The 18,558-nt window shown below is 61.0% G+C and carries 16 protein-coding genes; 9 read left to right on the forward strand and 7 right to left on the reverse strand.

The annotated features are described in order from the left end of the window. Position 1: 1 nt before the first annotated feature. The 4 genes from C8264_RS06745 to C8264_RS06760 all read left to right on the forward strand — a co-directional run bounded on the left by C8264_RS06745 (position 2) and on the right by C8264_RS06760 (position 5,597). Entirely contained in the window at positions 2-1,741 is a 1,740-nt protein-coding gene (locus C8264_RS06745) for an ABC transporter ATP-binding protein (RefSeq protein WP_245892969.1), read from the forward strand. A gap of 10 nt (positions 1,742-1,751) precedes the next feature. After that, a complete protein-coding gene (gene hyi, locus C8264_RS06750) occupies positions 1,752-2,528 on the forward strand; it encodes a hydroxypyruvate isomerase (RefSeq protein ID WP_108460201.1) in 777 nt (258 codons plus the stop codon). 10 nt (positions 2,529-2,538) lie between these two features. After that, positions 2,539-3,414: a 2-hydroxy-3-oxopropionate reductase gene (locus C8264_RS06755; protein ID WP_108460202.1), complete on the forward strand. Its 876-nt coding sequence runs from the start codon at positions 2,539-2,541 to the stop codon at positions 3,412-3,414. 77 nt (positions 3,415-3,491) lie between these two features. After that, the gene (locus C8264_RS06760) at positions 3,492-5,597 is read left to right on the forward strand and encodes a beta-galactosidase (RefSeq protein ID WP_108460203.1); all 2,106 of its coding nucleotides are present in this window, start codon (positions 3,492-3,494) and stop codon (positions 5,595-5,597) included. Here the strand turns inward: C8264_RS06760 and C8264_RS06765 are convergent. From C8264_RS06765 to C8264_RS06795, 7 genes are all read right to left on the reverse strand, one after another. After that, complete coding sequence (locus tag C8264_RS06765) at positions 5,554-6,129, reverse strand: PadR family transcriptional regulator (protein ID WP_162783492.1); 576 nt, start codon at positions 6,127-6,129, stop codon at positions 5,554-5,556. The two genes, C8264_RS06760 and C8264_RS06765, sit on opposite strands and share 44 nt — an antisense overlap. Before the next feature lie 49 nt (positions 6,130-6,178). After that, positions 6,179-9,322 carry an efflux RND transporter permease subunit gene (locus C8264_RS06770; protein ID WP_108460205.1) on the reverse strand — a complete coding sequence of 1,048 codons (3,144 nt, stop codon included), beginning with the start codon at positions 9,320-9,322 and terminating at the stop codon, positions 6,179-6,181. 9 nt (positions 9,323-9,331) lie between these two features. Then, positions 9,332-10,516: an efflux RND transporter periplasmic adaptor subunit gene (locus C8264_RS06775; protein ID WP_245892970.1), complete on the reverse strand. Its 1,185-nt coding sequence runs from the start codon at positions 10,514-10,516 to the stop codon at positions 9,332-9,334. Between the two features lie 44 nt (positions 10,517-10,560). Then, positions 10,561-11,124, reverse strand: a complete 564-nt coding sequence (locus tag C8264_RS06780; RefSeq protein ID WP_108460207.1) for a TetR/AcrR family transcriptional regulator — start codon at positions 11,122-11,124, stop codon at positions 10,561-10,563. 124 nt (positions 11,125-11,248) lie between these two features. Then, entirely contained in the window at positions 11,249-11,665 is a 417-nt protein-coding gene (locus C8264_RS06785) for a DUF1850 domain-containing protein (RefSeq protein ID WP_108460208.1), read from the reverse strand. Then, positions 11,662-13,773 (reverse strand): TRAP transporter permease, encoded by a 2,112-nt coding sequence (locus C8264_RS06790; protein WP_108460209.1) that lies wholly within the window; start codon positions 13,771-13,773, stop codon positions 11,662-11,664. Before C8264_RS06790 ends, C8264_RS06785 begins: the two co-directional genes overlap by 4 nt. Before the next feature lie 150 nt (positions 13,774-13,923). Next, complete coding sequence (locus C8264_RS06795; RefSeq protein WP_108460210.1) at positions 13,924-14,886, reverse strand: TAXI family TRAP transporter solute-binding subunit; 963 nt, start codon at positions 14,884-14,886, stop codon at positions 13,924-13,926. A gap of 428 nt (positions 14,887-15,314) precedes the next feature. Here C8264_RS06795 and C8264_RS06800 point away from each other — a divergent pair, with 428 nt between their 5' ends. From C8264_RS06800 to C8264_RS06820, 5 genes are all read left to right on the forward strand, one after another. Then, positions 15,315-15,878 carry a TetR/AcrR family transcriptional regulator gene (locus C8264_RS06800; RefSeq protein WP_162783493.1) on the forward strand — a complete coding sequence of 188 codons (564 nt, stop codon included), beginning with the start codon at positions 15,315-15,317 and terminating at the stop codon, positions 15,876-15,878. A 28-nt stretch (positions 15,879-15,906) separates the two neighbouring features. Further along, on the forward strand, positions 15,907-16,434 hold the full coding sequence (gene fabA, locus C8264_RS06805) for a bifunctional 3-hydroxydecanoyl-ACP dehydratase/trans-2-decenoyl-ACP isomerase (protein WP_108460317.1): 528 nt from the start codon (positions 15,907-15,909) through the stop codon (positions 16,432-16,434). After that, entirely contained in the window at positions 16,358-17,026 is a 669-nt protein-coding gene (locus C8264_RS06810; protein ID WP_108460212.1) for a head maturation protease, ClpP-related, read from the forward strand. The genes fabA and C8264_RS06810 overlap by 77 nt, the downstream gene beginning before the upstream one ends. Continuing rightward, positions 17,017-18,156, forward strand: a complete 1,140-nt coding sequence (locus C8264_RS06815) for a phage major capsid protein (protein ID WP_108460213.1) — start codon at positions 17,017-17,019, stop codon at positions 18,154-18,156. The genes C8264_RS06810 and C8264_RS06815 overlap by 10 nt, the downstream gene beginning before the upstream one ends. 112 nt (positions 18,157-18,268) lie before the next feature. Next, positions 18,269-18,499 carry a cold-shock protein gene (locus C8264_RS06820; RefSeq protein WP_108460214.1) on the forward strand — a complete coding sequence of 77 codons (231 nt, stop codon included), beginning with the start codon at positions 18,269-18,271 and terminating at the stop codon, positions 18,497-18,499. Positions 18,500-18,558 lie beyond the last annotated feature (59 nt).

Raw genomic sequence — 18,558 nt, forward strand, 5'->3', positions numbered from 1 at the left:
CATGCAGATGCAAGCCGTCAAAACCGAACGCAATCAACAGGGCCAGGCCGGCGACGTCGTGCTCAAGGTCGAGAATCTGAGCCTCGACTTCCGGCTGCGTACGGAAATTCTTCACGCCGTGCGCGATGTCAACTTCGAGCTGCGCCGTGGCCAGACGCTGTGCCTTGTTGGCGAGAGCGGTTCGGGTAAGTCGGTCACCGCCCGGGCATTGCTGCGTATCCTCGATCGCAACGGGTCCATTGCTTCCGGCAGTATCCTGCTGGCCGGCAAGAATGGCGATATCGACATTGCGCCTTTGACCGAGCGCAGCCCTGAATTGCTCAAGATTCGTGGTGGGCGCATCGGGCTTATTTTTCAGGAGCCGATGAGTTCGCTTTCCCCGGTCCACACCATCGGCAGCCAGATCATCGAGGCGCTGCTTCTGCATCGGCGGATGAACAAACAACAGGCGCGCGCCGAAACAATCGAGTTGCTGCGGCAGGTGGAAATACCCAATCCAGACAAGATGATCGATCGGTACACGTTCGAGTTTTCCGGTGGCATGCGCCAACGCGCAATGATCGCCATGGCTCTGGCGGCGGACCCGGAAATCCTGATCGCGGACGAGCCGACGACGGCGCTCGACGTGACGACGCAGGCCGAAATCCTCGACCTGATCAAGCGGCTACAGGTCAGTCGCGGCATGGCCATGCTGCTGATCACCCATGACATGGGCGTGGTTGCCGAGGTAGCAGACGCCGTCGCCGTGATGCACTATGGCCGTATCGTCGAAGCCGGCAGCACAGACGAGATCTTCCATAATCCGAAGCACGCCTATACCAAGCGCCTGCTGGGTTCGACGGTGAAACTCGAGCAGAACCCGCGCGCCAGCACCCGCGCAACGGCCCTGCCCGCGGACCGCAAGCCGGTGCTGAGCGTGCGCAATCTCAACAAGATCTATGGCGCTTCGACCTCCTGGGTTGGCGGCAATGACTTTGCCGTCAAGGCGGTCGACGACATCAGCCTCGATCTCTATCCCGGCGAAAATCTGGGCATTGTGGGCGAAAGCGGCTCGGGCAAGACGACGCTCGGGCGGCTGATCCTGCGCACGGTGGAGCCGACATCGGGCCAGGTCACCTATTTCGGCCAGGGTGAACCGGTCGATGTGACGGGGCTCAGCAAGCGCCAGCTCAAAAACTTCCACCGTGACGTGCGACTGGTGTTCCAGGACCCGTTTGCCTCGCTCAATCCGCGCATGACGGTCAAGGAAGTGATCGGCGATCCCTTGATTGTTTCCGGCAAGGTGCGTGGTGCGGCGCTGGAGAAGCGGGTGGGGGAATTGCTAGAACTGGTCGGGCTCGACCCGATGGTCATGGAGCGCTATCCGCATGCTTTTTCGGGTGGACAGCGGCAGCGCATCGGCATTGCCCGCGCTCTGGCACTCGACCCCAAGATCATTATTGCGGATGAAGCCACGGCGGCGCTGGACGTGTCGATCCGCGCGCAGATCCTGGATCTGTTGCTCGACATCCAGAAGCGGCTGGATTTGAGCTTCATCTTCATCTCACACGACATTTCGGTGGTTCGTTATTTCTGCGACCGCGTCGCCGTGCTTCACCGCGGCAAGCTGGTGGAAATGGGCAGCGCCGAGCAGATTTGCACCGATCCGCAGCAGCCCTATACCAAGAGCCTGATCTCCGCCGTGCCGCATCCTGATCCGCGTCACAAGCGGATGATGCACCGCACCCGCTTTACCGCCTGAGGAACTTTCATTGCCCAAATTTTCTGCTAACCTCTCGTTCCTCTATGCCGAACTGTCCTTCCTCGACCGCTTCGCCGCGGCGGCCAAGGACAGCTTCAAGGCCGTGGAATATGTCGAACCCTACCTCTTCCCGGCTGAAGAGGTCGCGGCTGCGCTCCAGACGAATGGCCTTACGCAGGCGCTGTTCAACCTGCCGCCAGGCGACTGGAGCGCTGGGGAGCGCGGTATCGGTTGCCACGCCGATCGTGTGGAGCAATTTCAAGAGGGTATCGCGACCGCCATTCGCTACGGTCAGGCGTTGGGCTGCCAGAAGATCAACTGCCTAGCGGGCATCGCCCCCGCCGGCACTTCAGCCGAAGAGCGCGACGCCGTGCTCGTCGCCAATCTCAAATACGCCGCGCCCCGCCTTGCTGATGCAGGCATCAAGCTGTTGCTAGAGCCGATTAATCTGCGCGATATGCCGGGCTTCCATGTCTCGACCACGTACCATGCCGAGCGCATCCTGGATGCGGTGGGGTCGGACAATCTGTTTATCCAGTTCGACGTCTACCACACCCAGGTGATGCAGGGCGATCTGGTGTCGACCTATGCCCGGCTCAAGGACCGCATCGGCCATATACAGATTGCCGACAATCCGGGCCGCAACGAGCCCGGCACCGGGGAGATCAACTACGGCTTTGTGCTCTCCGAACTCGACCGGCTTGGCTACGACGGCTGGGTTGGCTGCGAATACAAGCCCAAGGCCGGCACCACAGCTGGCCTCGGCTGGATGAAACCCTACTTGTAAGGAACGTCCCATGAATATCGGATTTATCGGCCTGGGCCTCATGGGCCGTCCAATGGCCGCCCATTTGATTGCTGCGGGCCACAGCGTCGCGCTGCACCGGGTCAAGGAAGTCTCGCAGTTCCTGGTCGATCAGGGCGGCGTTGCGCTCGATAGCGCCCGTGCCGTTGCCGAAACCTCGGACGTCATCATCCTGATGCTGCCCGACACGCCGGACGTGGAGGCGGTGCTGTTCGGGGCCGATGGGGTTGCCGCTGGCCTGTCCGCCGGCAAGCTCGTCATCGACATGAGTTCCATCTCGCCGGTCGCCACCAAGGATTTTGCGGAGCGCATCCGCGCCTTGGGCTGCAACTATCTCGATGCACCGGTTTCGGGCGGCGAAGTGGGTGCCAAGAACGCCGCGCTCACCATCATGGTGGGTGGCGAGCAGGCAGTGTTCGACAAGGCGCTGCCCCTGTTCCAGACCATGGGCAAGAACATCACCCTGGTCGGCGGCAATGGCGATGGCCAGACCGCAAAGGTCGCCAACCAGATCATCGTCGGCCTCAACATCGAGGCGGTTGCCGAGGCGCTGTTGTTTGCCAAGCAGGCCGGCGCCGACCCTGCCAAGGTGCGCGAGGCGCTGATGGGCGGCTTTGCGGCGTCCCGGGTGCTCGAAGTGCATGGCGAGCGCATGGTCAAGCGCATCTTCGATCCCGGCTTTCGTATCCGGCTGCATCGCAAGGATCTGTCGCTGGCCATCGACGCAGCCAAGTCGCTCGATATCGCGCTGCCCAATACCAGCGCCACCCAGCAGTTGATGAATGCGGCCATCGCGCGTGGCGACGGCGACAAGGACCACTCGGCACTGATCCGCACCCTGGAGGCGCTGGCCGGCACCGAAAGCTAGCCTCAGCCATCCACTACCCGAATTTTTGAGCGGCGGCTTTCCGCCGGACGATGCCACTTTGCCCAAGGAATGCTCCCATGCCTCTCGACAAACTCCCCCAGGTTCCGTTCGGTGCGGTCTATTTCCGCAAGTCCAATCCGCCCCGGGAGGATTGGGACCGGGACTATGGCGTGGCGGCCGAAGACGGAATGAACGTCTTCCGTCACTGGTTCATGTGGTCGGCCATCGAGCGCAAGCCCGGCGTTTATGATTGGGAAGACTATGACCGGCAGATGGACCTGGCCGCCAAGAACGGCTTCAGGACCGTCATTGCCGAGCTCACCCATACCGCGCCCGATTGGGCCTACCGCAAGTTCGCCCACGCGCGCCAACTCCGCGCCGATGGCAGGCCGCTGTCGTCCAATATGGGCGTGAGTGCCGCCACAGGCGGGTTCGCAAACAATGGTGGCGGCGCAGGCTCGCTGACCATGAATGCGCCCGAAGTGAAGGACGCCGTCGGGGCGTTCCTCACTACGCTGGCGACCCGCTACAAGGGTCACCCGGGCCTTCTCGGCTATGATGTGTGGAACGAGGTCAACTATTCGGCAGAGGTAGACTATTCCCCCTTCATGAAGGACGACTTCCGGCTTTGGTTGAAGGCGAAATATGGCGATCTAGATACCTTGGCACAGGCTTGGTATCGCTATTCCTATGCGGAATGGGACGATATCGAACCGCCGCACGAAATTGCCGCCTACCCGGAAAACCTCGATTGGCTCGAGTTCAAGAAGCAGAACTACTACGACCAGATGCAGTTCAAGATCGATACGATCCGCGCGATCGATCAGGAATGCCTCATTGCTGCCCATGGCGTCGGCGGCGCCATCCCCAATATGGCGGCCAACGGTTCCGACGATTGGCTCGCGGCGTCCAAAGTCGAGCTATACGGCCTGACCTGGGTTCCCAGCCGCCGAGGCTTCAAGACTTGGCAGAATTTCTTCGGCCCCGATCTCACCCGTGCGGCCGCACGCGGCAAGAAGTGGTGGCATGCAGAGCGGCCCGGTGGCCCGCTATGGCTGCAGCCGCAGGTGCTTGGCCGCGACAAGGAAGATGGCCGGGTGATGGAGCCGGAGGACATTCGGCTGCTGACCATGACGTCTTTCGCCGCCGGCGCCACGGGCGTTATGAATCTGCGCTACCGCCCGCTGCTCGACGGTCCGCTATTTGGCGCGTTTGGCTCCTACGGCATGGACGGCTCGCGCACGCCCCGCTCGGACATGGCCAGCGCTATCGGCAAATGGGCCAACGCCCCAGAGCAGAAGCCGCTGTTCGAGACAAAGCCGGTCAAAGGGGATGTCGGCATTCTGGTAATCCCCGAAGCGCAGGCGTGGGACTATTTGCTCAATCACAGACACAAGCCCGAGACCTATCGCGAAGCCATGTGGGGCGCTTATCGGGGTTTCTTCGACAACAACATCCAGGCCGACTGGGTTCATATCGACCATATCGCCGAGTACGACACCATCTACGCCCCCTACCCGATCATGCTTACGGCTGAACACGCCAAAGTCCTGGCCGACTGGGTTGCTGGTGGCGGGACGCTGATTTCAGAAGCGACACCCGGCTATTTCGGCGACCGCGGCAAGGTTGGCACGGTGCAGCCCAATAGCGGGCTCGACGCGGTGTTCGGCGCACGGGAGAACGAAGTCGAGTTCATGCCCGATATCGCCAACCGCATTCGCTTCGATTTCGACGGCAAGACACTGGTCGGCGGCGGGTTTCTGCAGTCCTATACGCCCACGACCGGTACCGTTCGTGGCAAGTTCAGTGATGGCCGGATCGCCGTGATTGAGAACCAGCACGGCAGCGGCAGATCACTGCTGGTTGGCACGCATCCCGGCGTCGCCTACTTCAAGACCTCCAACGCGGAAAACCTCGGCTATTTCGCTGATGTTTTCGCCTGGACAGGCAAGACGCAGCACGTTGCCGTCTCGAACCACGTCTTGCAGGCCCGCCTGCACGATGGCCCGCAAGGCAAAGTGCTGTGGTTGATCAACCCCACCCGCGAGGCGCAGGAGACGATCGTCACATTAGCCACCGGGGCATTTAACGCGGGCCATTGCTATTGGGGTGAAGCAGCCGGGTCCTCGGCGGGCAAGTTCACTGTGCCTGCCCGCGACGTGCTCGTTCTGGGAATGGGCTGAAGCTGGTTCGGCTACAGCGTTGAAGCACTGCCGCCAAACTGTCTTTCAGGGCTAGGGCCATCGCTTGGCGCTGTTCCAAAAGCCAGCGGCGGCGCTCGTCGGTTCCATGTTCGCGCATCAGAGCGCCGATGCAGGTCAGCTCCGCTGCAAGCTGACGCTCGCGCGATGCGATGCGATCGATGATCACCTCACGCGGAAGCAGATGAGCGAACCGCATCAAATAGAGGAACGGGCTCTCGAAGGTGTCGTCGGCTAAGGGCTCGTTCAGCATGGCCTGGAATGCCTCGCGCCCAGAATCGGTAATGCGATAGATCTTGCGGGCCGGCTTGCCGGCCTGCGGCTGCACCCGGACGTCGACGAAACCTTTGTGTTCGAGCTTGCGCAGTGCGGGATAGATTGCGCTGACGCTGGCTTCGGCGAAGAGTGCCTCTTCTCCCAACTTGAACCGCTGGTTTATCTCGTACCCCGTTGCCTGTTCTTCAAACAGGATCGAGAGGCACAGCATTTCAACATTCACGGTTTCACCGTTCATTGGATCGATTGGGAGAGGGCGGTTGAGCCGCCCTGCCCGTTTTGAAGGCTTACTCAGCCGGGGCTGGCGCCGTTGCGAGCTCATGGCCCGCGTCGACGCGCTTCGGTTTTACCCGGAAGAGCTGCATCACGAAGACGAAGAGCACAGGCACGAACACGACCGCCAGAAGCGTTGCCGCGATCATGCCACCCAGAACCGTCGTGCCGATGGCATTCTGGCTGGACGAGCTAGCACCAGTAGCGATGGCTAGGGGAACCACCCCCAGCGTAAAGGCCAGCGAGGTCATGATGATCGGACGGAACCGCAGATGTGCAGCCTGGACGGTTGCTTCGAGCAAGGGCGTCCCTTCAGCCCAGAGGTCCTTAGCGAACTCGATGATCAGAATGGCGTTTTTGGCGGACAACCCGATGATCGTGATGAGACCGACCGTGAAGTAGACGTCATTCGACATTCCTCGCAACATGATCGCCAGCACGGAGCCGATGATGCCGAGTGGCACCACGAGCATCACCGAGAGCGGGATGGACCAGCTTTCATAGAGCGCCGCCAAGAGCAGGAACACGAAGGCAATTGTCAGGCCCATCAGGAAGATGCTCTGGCTGCCCGACTGGATTTCCTGCAGGGTCTGCCCGGTCCATTCATAGCCAAAACCCAATGGCAGCTGTGCGGCCAGACGCTCCATCTCGGCGATAGCTTCGCCTGATGTATGGCCTGGAGCTGCGGCACCGGCGATACGAACCGCAGGATAGCCATTGTAGCCAACGATCTGGGCAGGCCCCAGCCGCCAGTCCGCGCGCGCAAAGGTCGAAAGCGGGATCATGCCTCCGTTCGAGTTGCGGACGGTCAGATCGAGCAGATCATCGACCTGCATTCGCTTGCCCTCGTTCGCCTGCACCGTGACGCGCTGCATGCGGCCGGCATTGGGGAAGTCGTTGACATAGGCGGAGCCAAGGTTGGTGGCGATGGTCGAGCTGATATCGGAGAAGGCTACGCCGAACGTATTGGCCTTTTCGCGATCGACGAGAAGGTGGATCTGGGCGGTGTCAGGCATGCCTTCGACACGCAGCCCCGCAAGCACCGGGCTTTGCGACGCCATTGCCATGAGTTGCTGGCTCGCGGCTGCCAGGGCCGCTTGTCCCTGTGCACCACGGTCCTGCAGGCGGAACGTGAAGCCGTTGGATGTGCCCAGGCCTGCGATAGGCGGTGGTGACAGAGCAAACGAGATCGCGTCCTTGAGGCCGAACAGCGCTCCGTTGACCCGGCCGGCAATCGCGTCGGCCGAATTGGTTTCGTCGCGCTCCTTCCAATCCTTGAGCGTCACGAAAGCAAGACCCGCGTTGTCGCCGGCGCCCGAGAAGCTGAAGCCGTTGATGGCAGCGATGTCCTGAACAGCCTCTTCGCCCTGGAAAATGCCTTCGACCTGCTGGGTGATCTCGGCCATGCGATTGTTGCTGGCGCCCGGAGGAGCCTGCATATCGACGATCAGAAAGCCCTGGTCCTCGTTGGGGAGGAACGAAGTGGGCAACTGCAGCAAGGCGTAGCCAAGACCAACGATCAGCGCCAGGTAGATGACCATGAACCGACCAGCACGCCGGATGATCCAGCCGATGCCGGAAGAATAGGCGCCGGTTGCGCGGCTGAAACCGCGGTTGAACCAACCGAAGGGGCCCCGCTTCTCGTGGTGGCCGGGCTTGATCGGCTTGAGCAGCGTGGCACACAGGGCCGGCGTCAGGGACAGCGCCAGGATGCCCGAGAAGATGATCGAGGTCACCATGGTCAGGCTGAACTGCTGGTAGATGACGCCCACGGCTCCGGCCGTGAAGGCAAGCGGAACGAAAACCGCCGACAGCACCAGCGTAATGCCGATGATGGCACCCGATATCTGCTTCATGGCCTTGCGCGTGGCCTGGAGGGGCGGAAGCCCTTCTTCAGCCATGATGCGTTCAACGTTCTCGACCACCACAATGGCGTCGTCAACGAGAATGCCGATGGCCAGCACCATGGCGAACATGGTGAGCACATTGATCGAGAAGCCTGCCGCCAGCATGACAGCACAGGTGCCCGCCAGAGCCACCGGCACCACCAAAGTCGGGATCAAGGTGTAGCGGAAGCTCTGCAGGAAGATGAACATCACGACGAAGACGAGAGCCATGGCCTCGATCAACGTGTGAATCACCTTCTCGATCGAGACTTCGACGAAAGGCGCGGTGTTGTACGGAATTTCGAATACAACGCCGGGCGGGAAGAACTGAGACAGCTCTTCCATCTTGTGCTCCACGGCTTCCGCCGTCGACAGCGCGTTGCCGCTCGGGGCGAGCTGCACCGCAAAGCCGGCAGCCTGTTGGCCGTTGATGCGCGTCGAGAAGCCGTAGCTTTCGGCGCCGATTTCAATCGTGGCGACGTCGCGCAGACGCACGGCAGAGCCATCCGGGTTGGCCCGCAGCACGATGGAGCCGAACTCCTCGGGCGTACTCAACTGCCCGCTGACGAGCACGCTGGCAGAAATCTGCTGCGTGATCGGGTTGGGCTGTGCACCGATGCGACCAGCAGCCACCTGGGCATTCTGGGTCGCAATCGCTGCCGTAACGTCACCCGAGGTCAGGTTCAGGCCCAGCATCTTGTCCGGATCGAGCCAGACCCGCATGGAGCGCTGCGATGCAAAGACCTGCGCACGACCGACACCTTCGATGCGGGCGATTTCACTTGTGACGTTGCGGCTGAGATAGTCGCCCAGCGCAACAGCATCCATGGAGCCGTCGGTGGACACCAGCGCCACCATCATCAGGAAGCCGGAACTGGCCTCTTGGACCTGCACGCCCAGCCGGGTAACGATCTGCGGCAGGCGCGATTCCACACGCCGGACGGCGTTCTGAACGTCGATGGACGCCTTGGACAGCTCGGTGCCAGTCTCGAAGGTCGCGGTGATCGACACCATGCCCGAGGAATCGGACGTCGATTCGAAGTAGATCACCCCGTCGACGCCGTTGAGCTCGTCCTCAAGCGGACGCGTAACGCTCTGGTAGATTTCCTCTGGCGAGGCGCCGGGATAGGTGGCGTAAACAGAGACCTGCGGCGGCGCGACGTTGGGATACTGCGCCACGGGTAGGTTGGGGATGGCAAGGATGCCTGCGACAAGGATGAAGATAGCGACGACCCAGGCAAAGACCGGCCGCTCGATGAAAAAACGAGCCATTATTTATACCTAGTTCGCGTTGGTGGAGGCAGCAGCAACCGCGGGCTGCCATTCCTCTGGATTGACCGGTGCACCCGGACCGATCTTCTGAAAGCCTTCGACGACGACCTTGTCGCCAATCCCCAGACCGTCCGAGACCAGATAGTTGGTGCCAAGGGCGCGTTCGACTTCGACGGTGCGCAGCTCAACCGTGTTGTCGTCCTTGACGACATAGACCTGAGCATTGCCCCCTGCGTCGCGAAGCAGCGATTGCTGGGGAACGACGAGAGCATTCTGATCGACGCCCTGCTCGATAAGCACGCGCACATAAAGCCCCGGCAACAAGTCGCCGTCCGGATTTGGCAGTTCCGCTCGCATGGTCACCTGGCCAGTGCTGGCATCGACGGCCGCCTCCTGGAACAGCAAGCGTCCTTTGTGGGGATACTCACTGCCATCATCGAGCTTGAGCGTGATGCTCGCGGCATCCTCGCCGACCTTGGCAAGGGTGCCTTCTTCGAGCGCCTGGCGCAGATTGATGAGATCGCGGGAAGACTGGGTAAAATCGACGTAAACCGGGTCGAACTGCTGGATCGTAGCCAGATTTTCGACGCTGTTGGCCGATACCAGAGCACCTTCAGTGATGAGCGCACGGCCAATCTCGCCGCTGATCGGGGCACGCACCTGGGTATATTGGAGGTTAAGCCGGGCGCCGGCGAGATTGGCCTCCGCAGCCGCAACGTTCGCGTTGGCCTGAGCTAGCGCTCCGACCGCGTTGTCGAGCGACTGCTGGCTGGACACGTTGCGCTCGCGCAGCAAGTTCTGCCTGTCGGCCTCCTGTTGCGCTTGCAGTTGCGCAGCCTTGGCGCTCGCGAGGCTGGCTTCGGCACTGGCCATCTGCACCTCGAAGGTCGCCGGGTCGATACGGTACAGGACGTCGCCCTGCTCCACATGGCTGCCCTGTTCGAACACGCGTTCTACCACGATGCCGGAAACACGCGGGCGCACTTCGGCTATCCGGGTCGGAACGATGCGGCCGGGAAGCTCTTCAACTAGCGCCACTCGCTCGGCAGCGACCGTCACGACGCTGACGCCAGCCGGCGGCATAGCCGGGGCCGCAGCACCTTCCGTCGAGCCGCTGGAGTCACTGCAGGCAGAAAGAATTACGGAAAGGCCGATGAGCGCAGCGACCCTTAGCGGGCGAACGGAAGTGTTCACGGAAAATGTCCCAGTTAGTCGAGGAGAAACAAAGAAGGAGAGGTTTAGGCGCCGCCGCCGACGTCGGAATTGGCCAGTTTCGCGATCCGGGCCAGTAATCGCTCTCGCTCGGCGTCGGGCCATTTATGGCTGCCGAACAGCTCGATCGATTTGATGCCCTCAAGCGCGAGGAGAGCCAGAAGCGCTCCGGAATTGACCCCAGGAGCCGAGACCGCATCGATCTCGCGTTGGTAGTGCGCGGTGATGATGTCGGTTAACTGCTTGTCGTTCGCGAGCGAATAGCACAGCTGGCTCGCAGCAACGCGCTGCTCTTCCGGCAGTGGCAAGCAAGCGAGCTCAACATGGGCAGCGATTCGCGCTTGGGGCCCCTGTGCGGGCTGAGCGCGCTCGGCATCATCGAGCATGGCCTGGTATTCGTTGAACCGTCTTCTGACGATCGCCCGGATCAGATCCTGCTTGGTTCCGTAGTCCCGAACCACACTGCCCTTGCTGATACCGGCGCACGCAGCAACCGCATCGAGCGTGAAATTGGCAGCACCGTTCTCGATGATGACCCGCTCGGCGGAATCAAGAATAGTGTCTTCCTCGATGGTGCGGTGGCGGGCCATATCGGTACCGGATAATTCCTGACCGGTCAGTCATTATTTTCCGTCAGCCCTGTTGTCAAGCCTTTGCGAGAGGGCGAGAGCTAGCGAACTGCTGATGTGCTTATCGGTTTCAGCATGGAGTTCTTCATTGAGCCGCAGTGTCGGGAAGCCGGTGTGCGTCTCGTTCAGCCGCCGGATTGCATACATCCGCGACCCAAATCGATACCGCCTCCCCTGCCCTGGCGCCAAGTTCCTGACAATTCCCGCCGGCACAGAATTGCCAGCCGCCGACCGTAGCGCCGGAGGCGGCCAGGTTCAGGCGGGTGAGTGGCGGCAGGCTGGGTCGGTAGGTCCAGCGGCCATCCTCCCAGACGGCATCTTGTGGCAGGTCGATACCGGCGCCGGAGCCTTCCACGCTCGCCCACACCAAGGCCAGGCGATCACCTTCGACCTGCCAGCGTTCCATCCAGGTGTTTTTTTCGACCGAGTGGGTCCAGCTGAGAGAAAAGCTACCGGCCAGCAGCGTCATGATGCTGCCGGCCGAAGCGATGCAGAGGCTCATGTGGCGGGTCGCGGCTCTGCGGCACCGCGGCGCCACCAGAGCCAGGCGGTGAGCAGAATGCCCAGGGCGAAACCGGCTTCGTCAGTATAAGGCAGCGCCAGGATCAACAGCAGGCCTGCGGCAAAAGCGGCGAGCCGCTCGACCACATTCATCGGGGCGAACAAGAAGCCCACAATGGCCACGCCCCAGAGCGCAATGCCGAAGCAGGCCTTGAACACGATGTAGATTACCTCGACTGGATAGCCCAGCGCAGCGGCCATGGCGCCGCCGTCCTGCAGCATCAGCGATGGCGTGTAGACAGCCATGAACGGCACGATGAAACCAGCAGCAGCGAGTTTGGTAGCCTGGAGTGAGATCTTTAGGCCGGACGTCTTCGCAATGGGCGCGGCAGCAAAGCATGCAAGGGCAACCGGCGGCGTGAGATCGGCCATGATGCCGAAGTAGAAGACGAACATATGGCTGACCAGCAGGGGCACACCCAGCTCCAGCAGGGCCGGCCCGGCCAGCGAAGAGGTAATGATGTAGTTGGGGATGGTGGGGATGCCCATGCCCAGCACCAGGCAGGTCAGCATGGTGAGCACCAGGGACAGAAAGAGATTATTCTCGCCGATGGTGATGATGGCGCCGATCAGGGTGGAGGCAATACCGGTCAGCGTGAGCGTGCCGATAACGATCCCGACCACGGCACAGGCGATACCCACAGGCAGTGCATTGCGCGCGCCTTCGGCCAGCGAATCGCGGACGATGAGCAGTGTTTCTCGGCCGCCGCGAGAGACGGCGCAGGCCAGAACCAGCGCTGCGATGACGATCAGCAGCAGGTTGACGCCGTATTGCAGGAAGGCTGCGCAGGCCAGACCCAGCGCGATCCAGAAGGCATAGCGGAAGGCGCGCGGGCCGATCATCGCGGCCAAAGGCGTGCCCAGGATCAGGACGACAACCAGTGCGAGGCCCATGGTGCCGGCAAAGATCGGGGTGTACCCAGCGAATAGCAGATAGACCAGTGCGGCGAGCGGCAGCACCAAGGGCCAATGATCGCGAACCGCGTGCCAGGGGTTGGGGAGTTCGTCCTTGCTCATTCCGCTGAGGCGGGCCTTGCCGGCCTCCAGATGCACCATCCAGAAGCAGTTGGCGAAGTAAAGTATCGCCGGGATGATCGCGGCCAGGACGATGCCGCTATAGGGTACCTTGAGCGTCTCGGACATGATGAAGGCGACGGCGCCCATGATGGGCGGCATGATCTGGCCACCCATGGAGGATGTTGCCTCCACCCCGCCAGCAAAGGAGGAGCGGAACCCGAACCGCTTCATCAGGGGAATGGTAAACTGGCCGCTGGCCACGACATTGGCAACGCCGGAACCCGAAATGGTGCCCATCAGCGCCGATGATAGAGTGCAAACCTGGGCCGGGCCACCGCGCCAGCCACCCACGAGCCCAAGGGCGAAATCGTTGAACAGGGCAATCATGCCCGCCTTTTCGAGAAAGGCGGCAAAGACCACGAAAATGAAGATATAGGCAGCCGAAACATAGACCGGCGTGCCGTAGATGCCTTCGGTTCCGAAGCCAAAGTGCTCGATGATCTGCACGAAATCGTAGCCGCGATGCACCAGCGCGCCCGGTGCGTATTGCCCGAAGAAGCAATAGGCCAGGAACAGGCCGGAGATGATCGCCAGCGGCCAACCCATGAGACGCCGGGCGCCCTCGAACACGAGAACAATCGCTGTCGTGCCAACCACGATATCGAGCGTGGTCAGGAAGCTGCTGCGCCGCACGAGGTCAGCATAGAAGACCCAATTGTAGATGCCGGTGAGGAAACCCGCCACGCCCAGGGTCCAGAACCAGACCCTGCCCCAGACAGTCTTGGCGACGAGATTGCCGAGCAGAGCAAAGCCAAGCAGCAACAGAAAGCCCACATGCATAGCCCGCACAACCTGGCTTGGCAGCGTGCCATAAGCAGCCGTCCAGAGCTGGAACAACGAAAAGGCAACAGCGATCCAAAATGCGAGCCGGCCCATGATACCCAGCCCGAAGCCTGGGGGCAGACCTTCGACAGCCTCTTCGACACTAGCCGCAGGTTGATTGGGAAAAGTGGAACTTGTGGCGGTGGACATCGAGTCTCCTCCCAGACAACTCGTGCGGGCATACTGTCCGCCGGAGACGCCCGGCAGAGCAGATGGCAGCGATTATGAGGTAGAAATCGTTCGCAGTCCCGAGCTTTGCGGCACCTGGTCCGCCAGCAATGCCGGCGGACCAGGTGCGCGTTACATCAGGCCGGCTTCACGATAGTAGCGCTCGGCACCCGGATGAAGCGGGATCGAAAGTCCATCCAGAGCCTTGGCCGGGTCGATATCGTTAGCCGCAGCGTGCGAGGCAATCATCCGGTCAAGGTTCTCGTACATCAGCTTGGTCATCTGATAGGCGGTCTCTTCGCTAACCCCGGCATGCGTGACCAGGATATTGCCGATGGCAGCCGTGGGGACATCCTGGTTCTGGCCGTCATAGGTGCCGGCGGGAATGGTCGATGCGACATAGGGCGCGCCGATGGATTCCACCACTTCGGCTGGAATGGCGACGATGTTGATTTCCATGGTCGCGGCTAGATCCTGGATGAATGCAACGCCAAGGCCCGAGGACTGCAGCGTGGCGTCGAGCTGGCGATTTTTGATGAGTTCGGCGGATTCCGCATAGGGCAGATACTCGACCTTGCCCATATCGTCGTAGCTCATGCCGGCGGCAGCGAATATGGCGCGGGCGTTGAGCTCGGTACCAGAAGCAGGAGCACCAACCGAGATTGACTTGCCCCTGAGGTCCTCAAGCGTCTTGATGCCGGAATCGGCGCTGGCGACGATCTGTACATAATTGGGGTAGATCGCAGCAATAGCGCGAATTTCGGTGAGCGGCTGCGGGAAACCGGCCTCCTGGACGCCATCCCAACCCGCCTGAACCGAATCGCCCAGCGCGAAAGCCAGCTCGCCCTTGCCCTGCTGCAGGAGATTGAGGTTTTCCACCGAGGCCTTGGTGGCCTGCACCTGGGTGCGGGCGCCCTCGATGTTGTCGGCATAGATTTCCGACAATGCAACGCCGAGCGGGTAGTAGACGCCTGATGTGCCGCCGGTCAGCACATTGATGAATTCCTGCGACTGTGCCGCGCCGGTGCCGGCGCCAACGGCAAGAGTGGCGCCCAACAAGACACCGGACAGCCAGCGTGGGGAAATAACGGTCATGCTTTATCCTCCTGTAGCATGCGTACTTTTTTGACCCGGCCACCTGATCAGTGTTTGGGCACCCGGTAAAGTGCAAGCATCGTGCCAGTCTTCGCGGCGCCGTCAACCGAGTGTTTTCGCCGACTCTAGCAGCCGAAGCTGGCGGATTTCTACTCAATGCGCCACGCCGTTGGCGGAATTCCGCTCAACTCGACAGTTCATGCAGCCCGTAACGCGCGATCTTTTCGTTAGGCGTGCGCCGCGGCATCCCCAAGCGATCTGTGGACCCACCGAAGTCACGCAGCGCCTGGAATAGCCCCAACGACAATGATCCTCAAACTTGACAAGCGAGCCGGATGCTTTCATTAAATTAAATTGAATTGAATTGAATTGAATTCAGTTCAGATCTTGGGTGACATATGACTGGCGTGGTTGGAAGTCAGGAGCGATTGATTGAGGCGGCACAGGAAGTGCTTGTTGAAGGTCAAGGCCATCTGGAAATGCAGGCCGTTGCCAAGCGAGCACAAGTCTCCGTAGGGCTGGCTTATCATCATTTTGGATCAAAGGCAGGGTTGATCGCGGCGGTCGTCGAGGCGTTCTACGCGCAGTTGGAAACCGCAGTGTTCAGGGAACCCAAATGGCCCTACGCCACTTGGGCAGAAAAGGAAAAAGGCCGCGTCGCGGCTTATATTTCGTTCCACTACGATCATCCCTTTGCCAGGTTGGCGATCGGGACACTGAGCAGAGCTCCCGAAGTGCTCGACGTTGAGGCCGACTTCTCAAACCGACAGTTGGCCGGTGGGGCAAAGATGCTGATAGCGGCACAACGAGACGGCACCATTCCCGCCGACGTCGATCCTCATCTCACCATAGCGCTCATGAGCGGCGGAATCCGCCAAGCGCTGATCTATGCCATGAAGCAGGACCCACGGCCTCACCCGGACGAGCTTACGGAAAACGTTTGGGCCTTCATTGCTGCCGCATTGCGGCTAACGCCGCCACTAGTCGCCTGACATGTCCACCCGTCTATTGGAGTTCTTAGTGTACGACCCGCATGAATTTCACACCGCTCAGAGCTCCTACAGTCGGGAAGATCTGCTCAAATCCAGCAGAGGCGGCTATTTCGGAGCAGGTAATGCCCAATTGCCGGCGCCTCCAATGCTCATGATGGATCGCATCACGGAGATCAGTCTCGACGGCGGCGAGTTCGGTAAGGGCCATGTCATCGCAGAACTGGATGTCGTCCCCGACCTTTGGTTCTTCGGATGTCATTTCCCCGGCGATCCAGTGATGCCCGGATGCTTGGGCCTTGATGCCATGTGGCAGATCGTCGGCTTTTGGCTGGGTTGGTCGGGTTCGCCGGGTAAAGGCCGGGCTGCCGGTGTCGGCGAGGTCAAGTTCCGAGGACAAATAACTCCAGAAACGGAGTGCGTACGCTATGAAATCAGCATGCGACAGATCAGGCGTGGTCGTCTGGTCGTCGGCCTTGCGGATGGACGAGTGTTTGCCGACAATACTTGCGTTTATTTGGCCAAGGACATGCGCGTATCGGGGCCACGTTCGGGTTGAGGTGGTTGGTATCGCCGCCTCCATAGCATCGATCATAGCCATGGCCGGTGATGAGATTGCGATGGCTTCCAATTCCTTCCTCATGGTCCATCGCAGTTGGGGCGTTACGGTCGGCAACGAGGCAGATCACGTTGAACAGGCGTCGGTTCTGTCGAAGATCGATAAGGCTCTAGCCGGGACATATGCTACTCGAACCGGCAAAGCTGCCGCTGAAATGCATCGGCTCATGAACGCCGAAACGTGGCTCACGGCACGTGAAGCAAAGGCCGGTGGCTTCGCAGACGAAGTTCTCGGCGATCTGCCCGTAGCGGCAAAGTTCGACCTAGGCACGTATGCCAAAGCGCCCGAAGCTCTCAGGGCCCCGGTAGGGCCAATCCAAATCCAGAGTAGGCTCGAATTAGAGCGCCTGCTCCGCGACGGCGGACTGTCCAAGGCGGCCACCAAGAAGGCAGCGATCGGCGGGTACGACGCGCTTCTCCAGAAAGACACTGAAGACACGGACCCGCTTGCGGTCCTCTCCCTGATCGGGCGGCTGGCGAAGGCTACCGCCGAAATCTCTCCCTTCGAAAAGGAACTAGAACAATGGATATGAACGCGCTTGCGACTGCCTTCGAGCAGAATCACGCTGCGACCACCGCCGCACTCGCAGACCTGAAGAAAGAACTCGGGGAGGTCCACGACCTTCGCGACTCTCTCGACCAGATCGAGGCTCGCCTGAACCGCCCCGGCAACGGTGGTGTTGGCAATCGCGTCTCCGGCGATCTCAAGGCGGAGTATGCTGCTATCGGCTCTTTCGCCCGCACGGGTGATCTCGACGACATCAAGGCCCTGTCTGTGGCGGATGATCCGGGCGGCGGGTATTTCGTACACCCCGCGCTCAGCGACACCATGAGCAAGAAGATTTTCGACAGTTCGCCGCTGCGCAAGCTGGTTCGCGTCGTGCAGATCGGTGATGGTGGCTCGTTCGAAGAACCAATCGACCATGATGAAGTCGGCGCGGAATGGGTCGGTGAGGAAGAAGCCCGACCGGAAACCAAGGCACCGAAGATCGGGTTGCTTACAATTCCACTGATGGAATCCTACTCGCTACAGGTCGTCACTCAGCGCCTGCTGCACGATGCCGGGTTTGACGTTGGTGAGTGGATCGTCTCGAAAATGGTCGACAAGTTTGGTCGTGCCGATGGTCGTGCATTTACGACCGGCGATGGCCATAAAAAGCCGACCGGATTTCTGTCTTATCCCACCAACGCAGAGGGTGACTTCGAGCGTGCATCAGCAACCCTGCAACACGTATGGTCCGGGGGAGCGACGACGATCACCGCCGACGCTGTCAAGGATGTCTACTGGGCGTTGCGCAGCGATCATCGGCAGAATGCTACCTGGGTGATGTCGTCAGCGACGGCGAACCGCATCGACCGACTCAAGGATGGGGCCGGCAATTACCTGTGGCGGGCCGGCATGACGGCAGGCGCTCCGAACGAGCTTCTGGGCAAGCCAGTGGAATTTTCTGAAGACATGCCAGGAGTGGGCGCAGGCACGCTGCCGATTGCCTTTGCAGATTGGCAGCGCGGATACACGGCCATTGAGCGCCCGGGTCTCAAGTTCTTGCGCGATCCGTACTCCAGCAAGCCGCATGTCGTGTTCTACGCCTACCGCCGCGTTGGCGGGGCCGTATCGAATACGGACGCAATCAAGCTCGTGAAGATCGGCACCGGCGAGTAACGAGATTGGCCGCCCCATCCTGCAATGCGGCGGGCGGCCATTGGAGGGGCTGGGCTAACCGTGGTGGGCTCGTCCAGCCTCTCGCTATTCAACAGAAGTGAAGGGACAACTCATGCCGATTGGCAAACTAAAGACGTGGAACGATGAACGGGGCTTCGGTTTCCTCCGGGCCGAAGACGGTAGCTCAGGCGAAGATACGTTCGTCCACATCTCCGCTTTCCGCGCCGCTGATATTTACGACCCGCAACTTGGCGACGTATTCGAGTTCGCTGCGCAGCGCTCGCGGGACGACCGGACGCAGGCTGGTGAACTCGTGCGCTTGCACCGCGTCGGCGAGCAATAGCAAGAACTCCACTCGGCCTTGGCGCCCGTCCCCGAAGGGGCGGGCTTTCGTGCATGTAG

Origin of the sequence: Devosia naphthalenivorans (genome assembly GCF_003056355.1) — a bacterium.
Classification (GTDB): Bacteria; Pseudomonadota; Alphaproteobacteria; order Rhizobiales; family Devosiaceae; genus Devosia; species Devosia naphthalenivorans.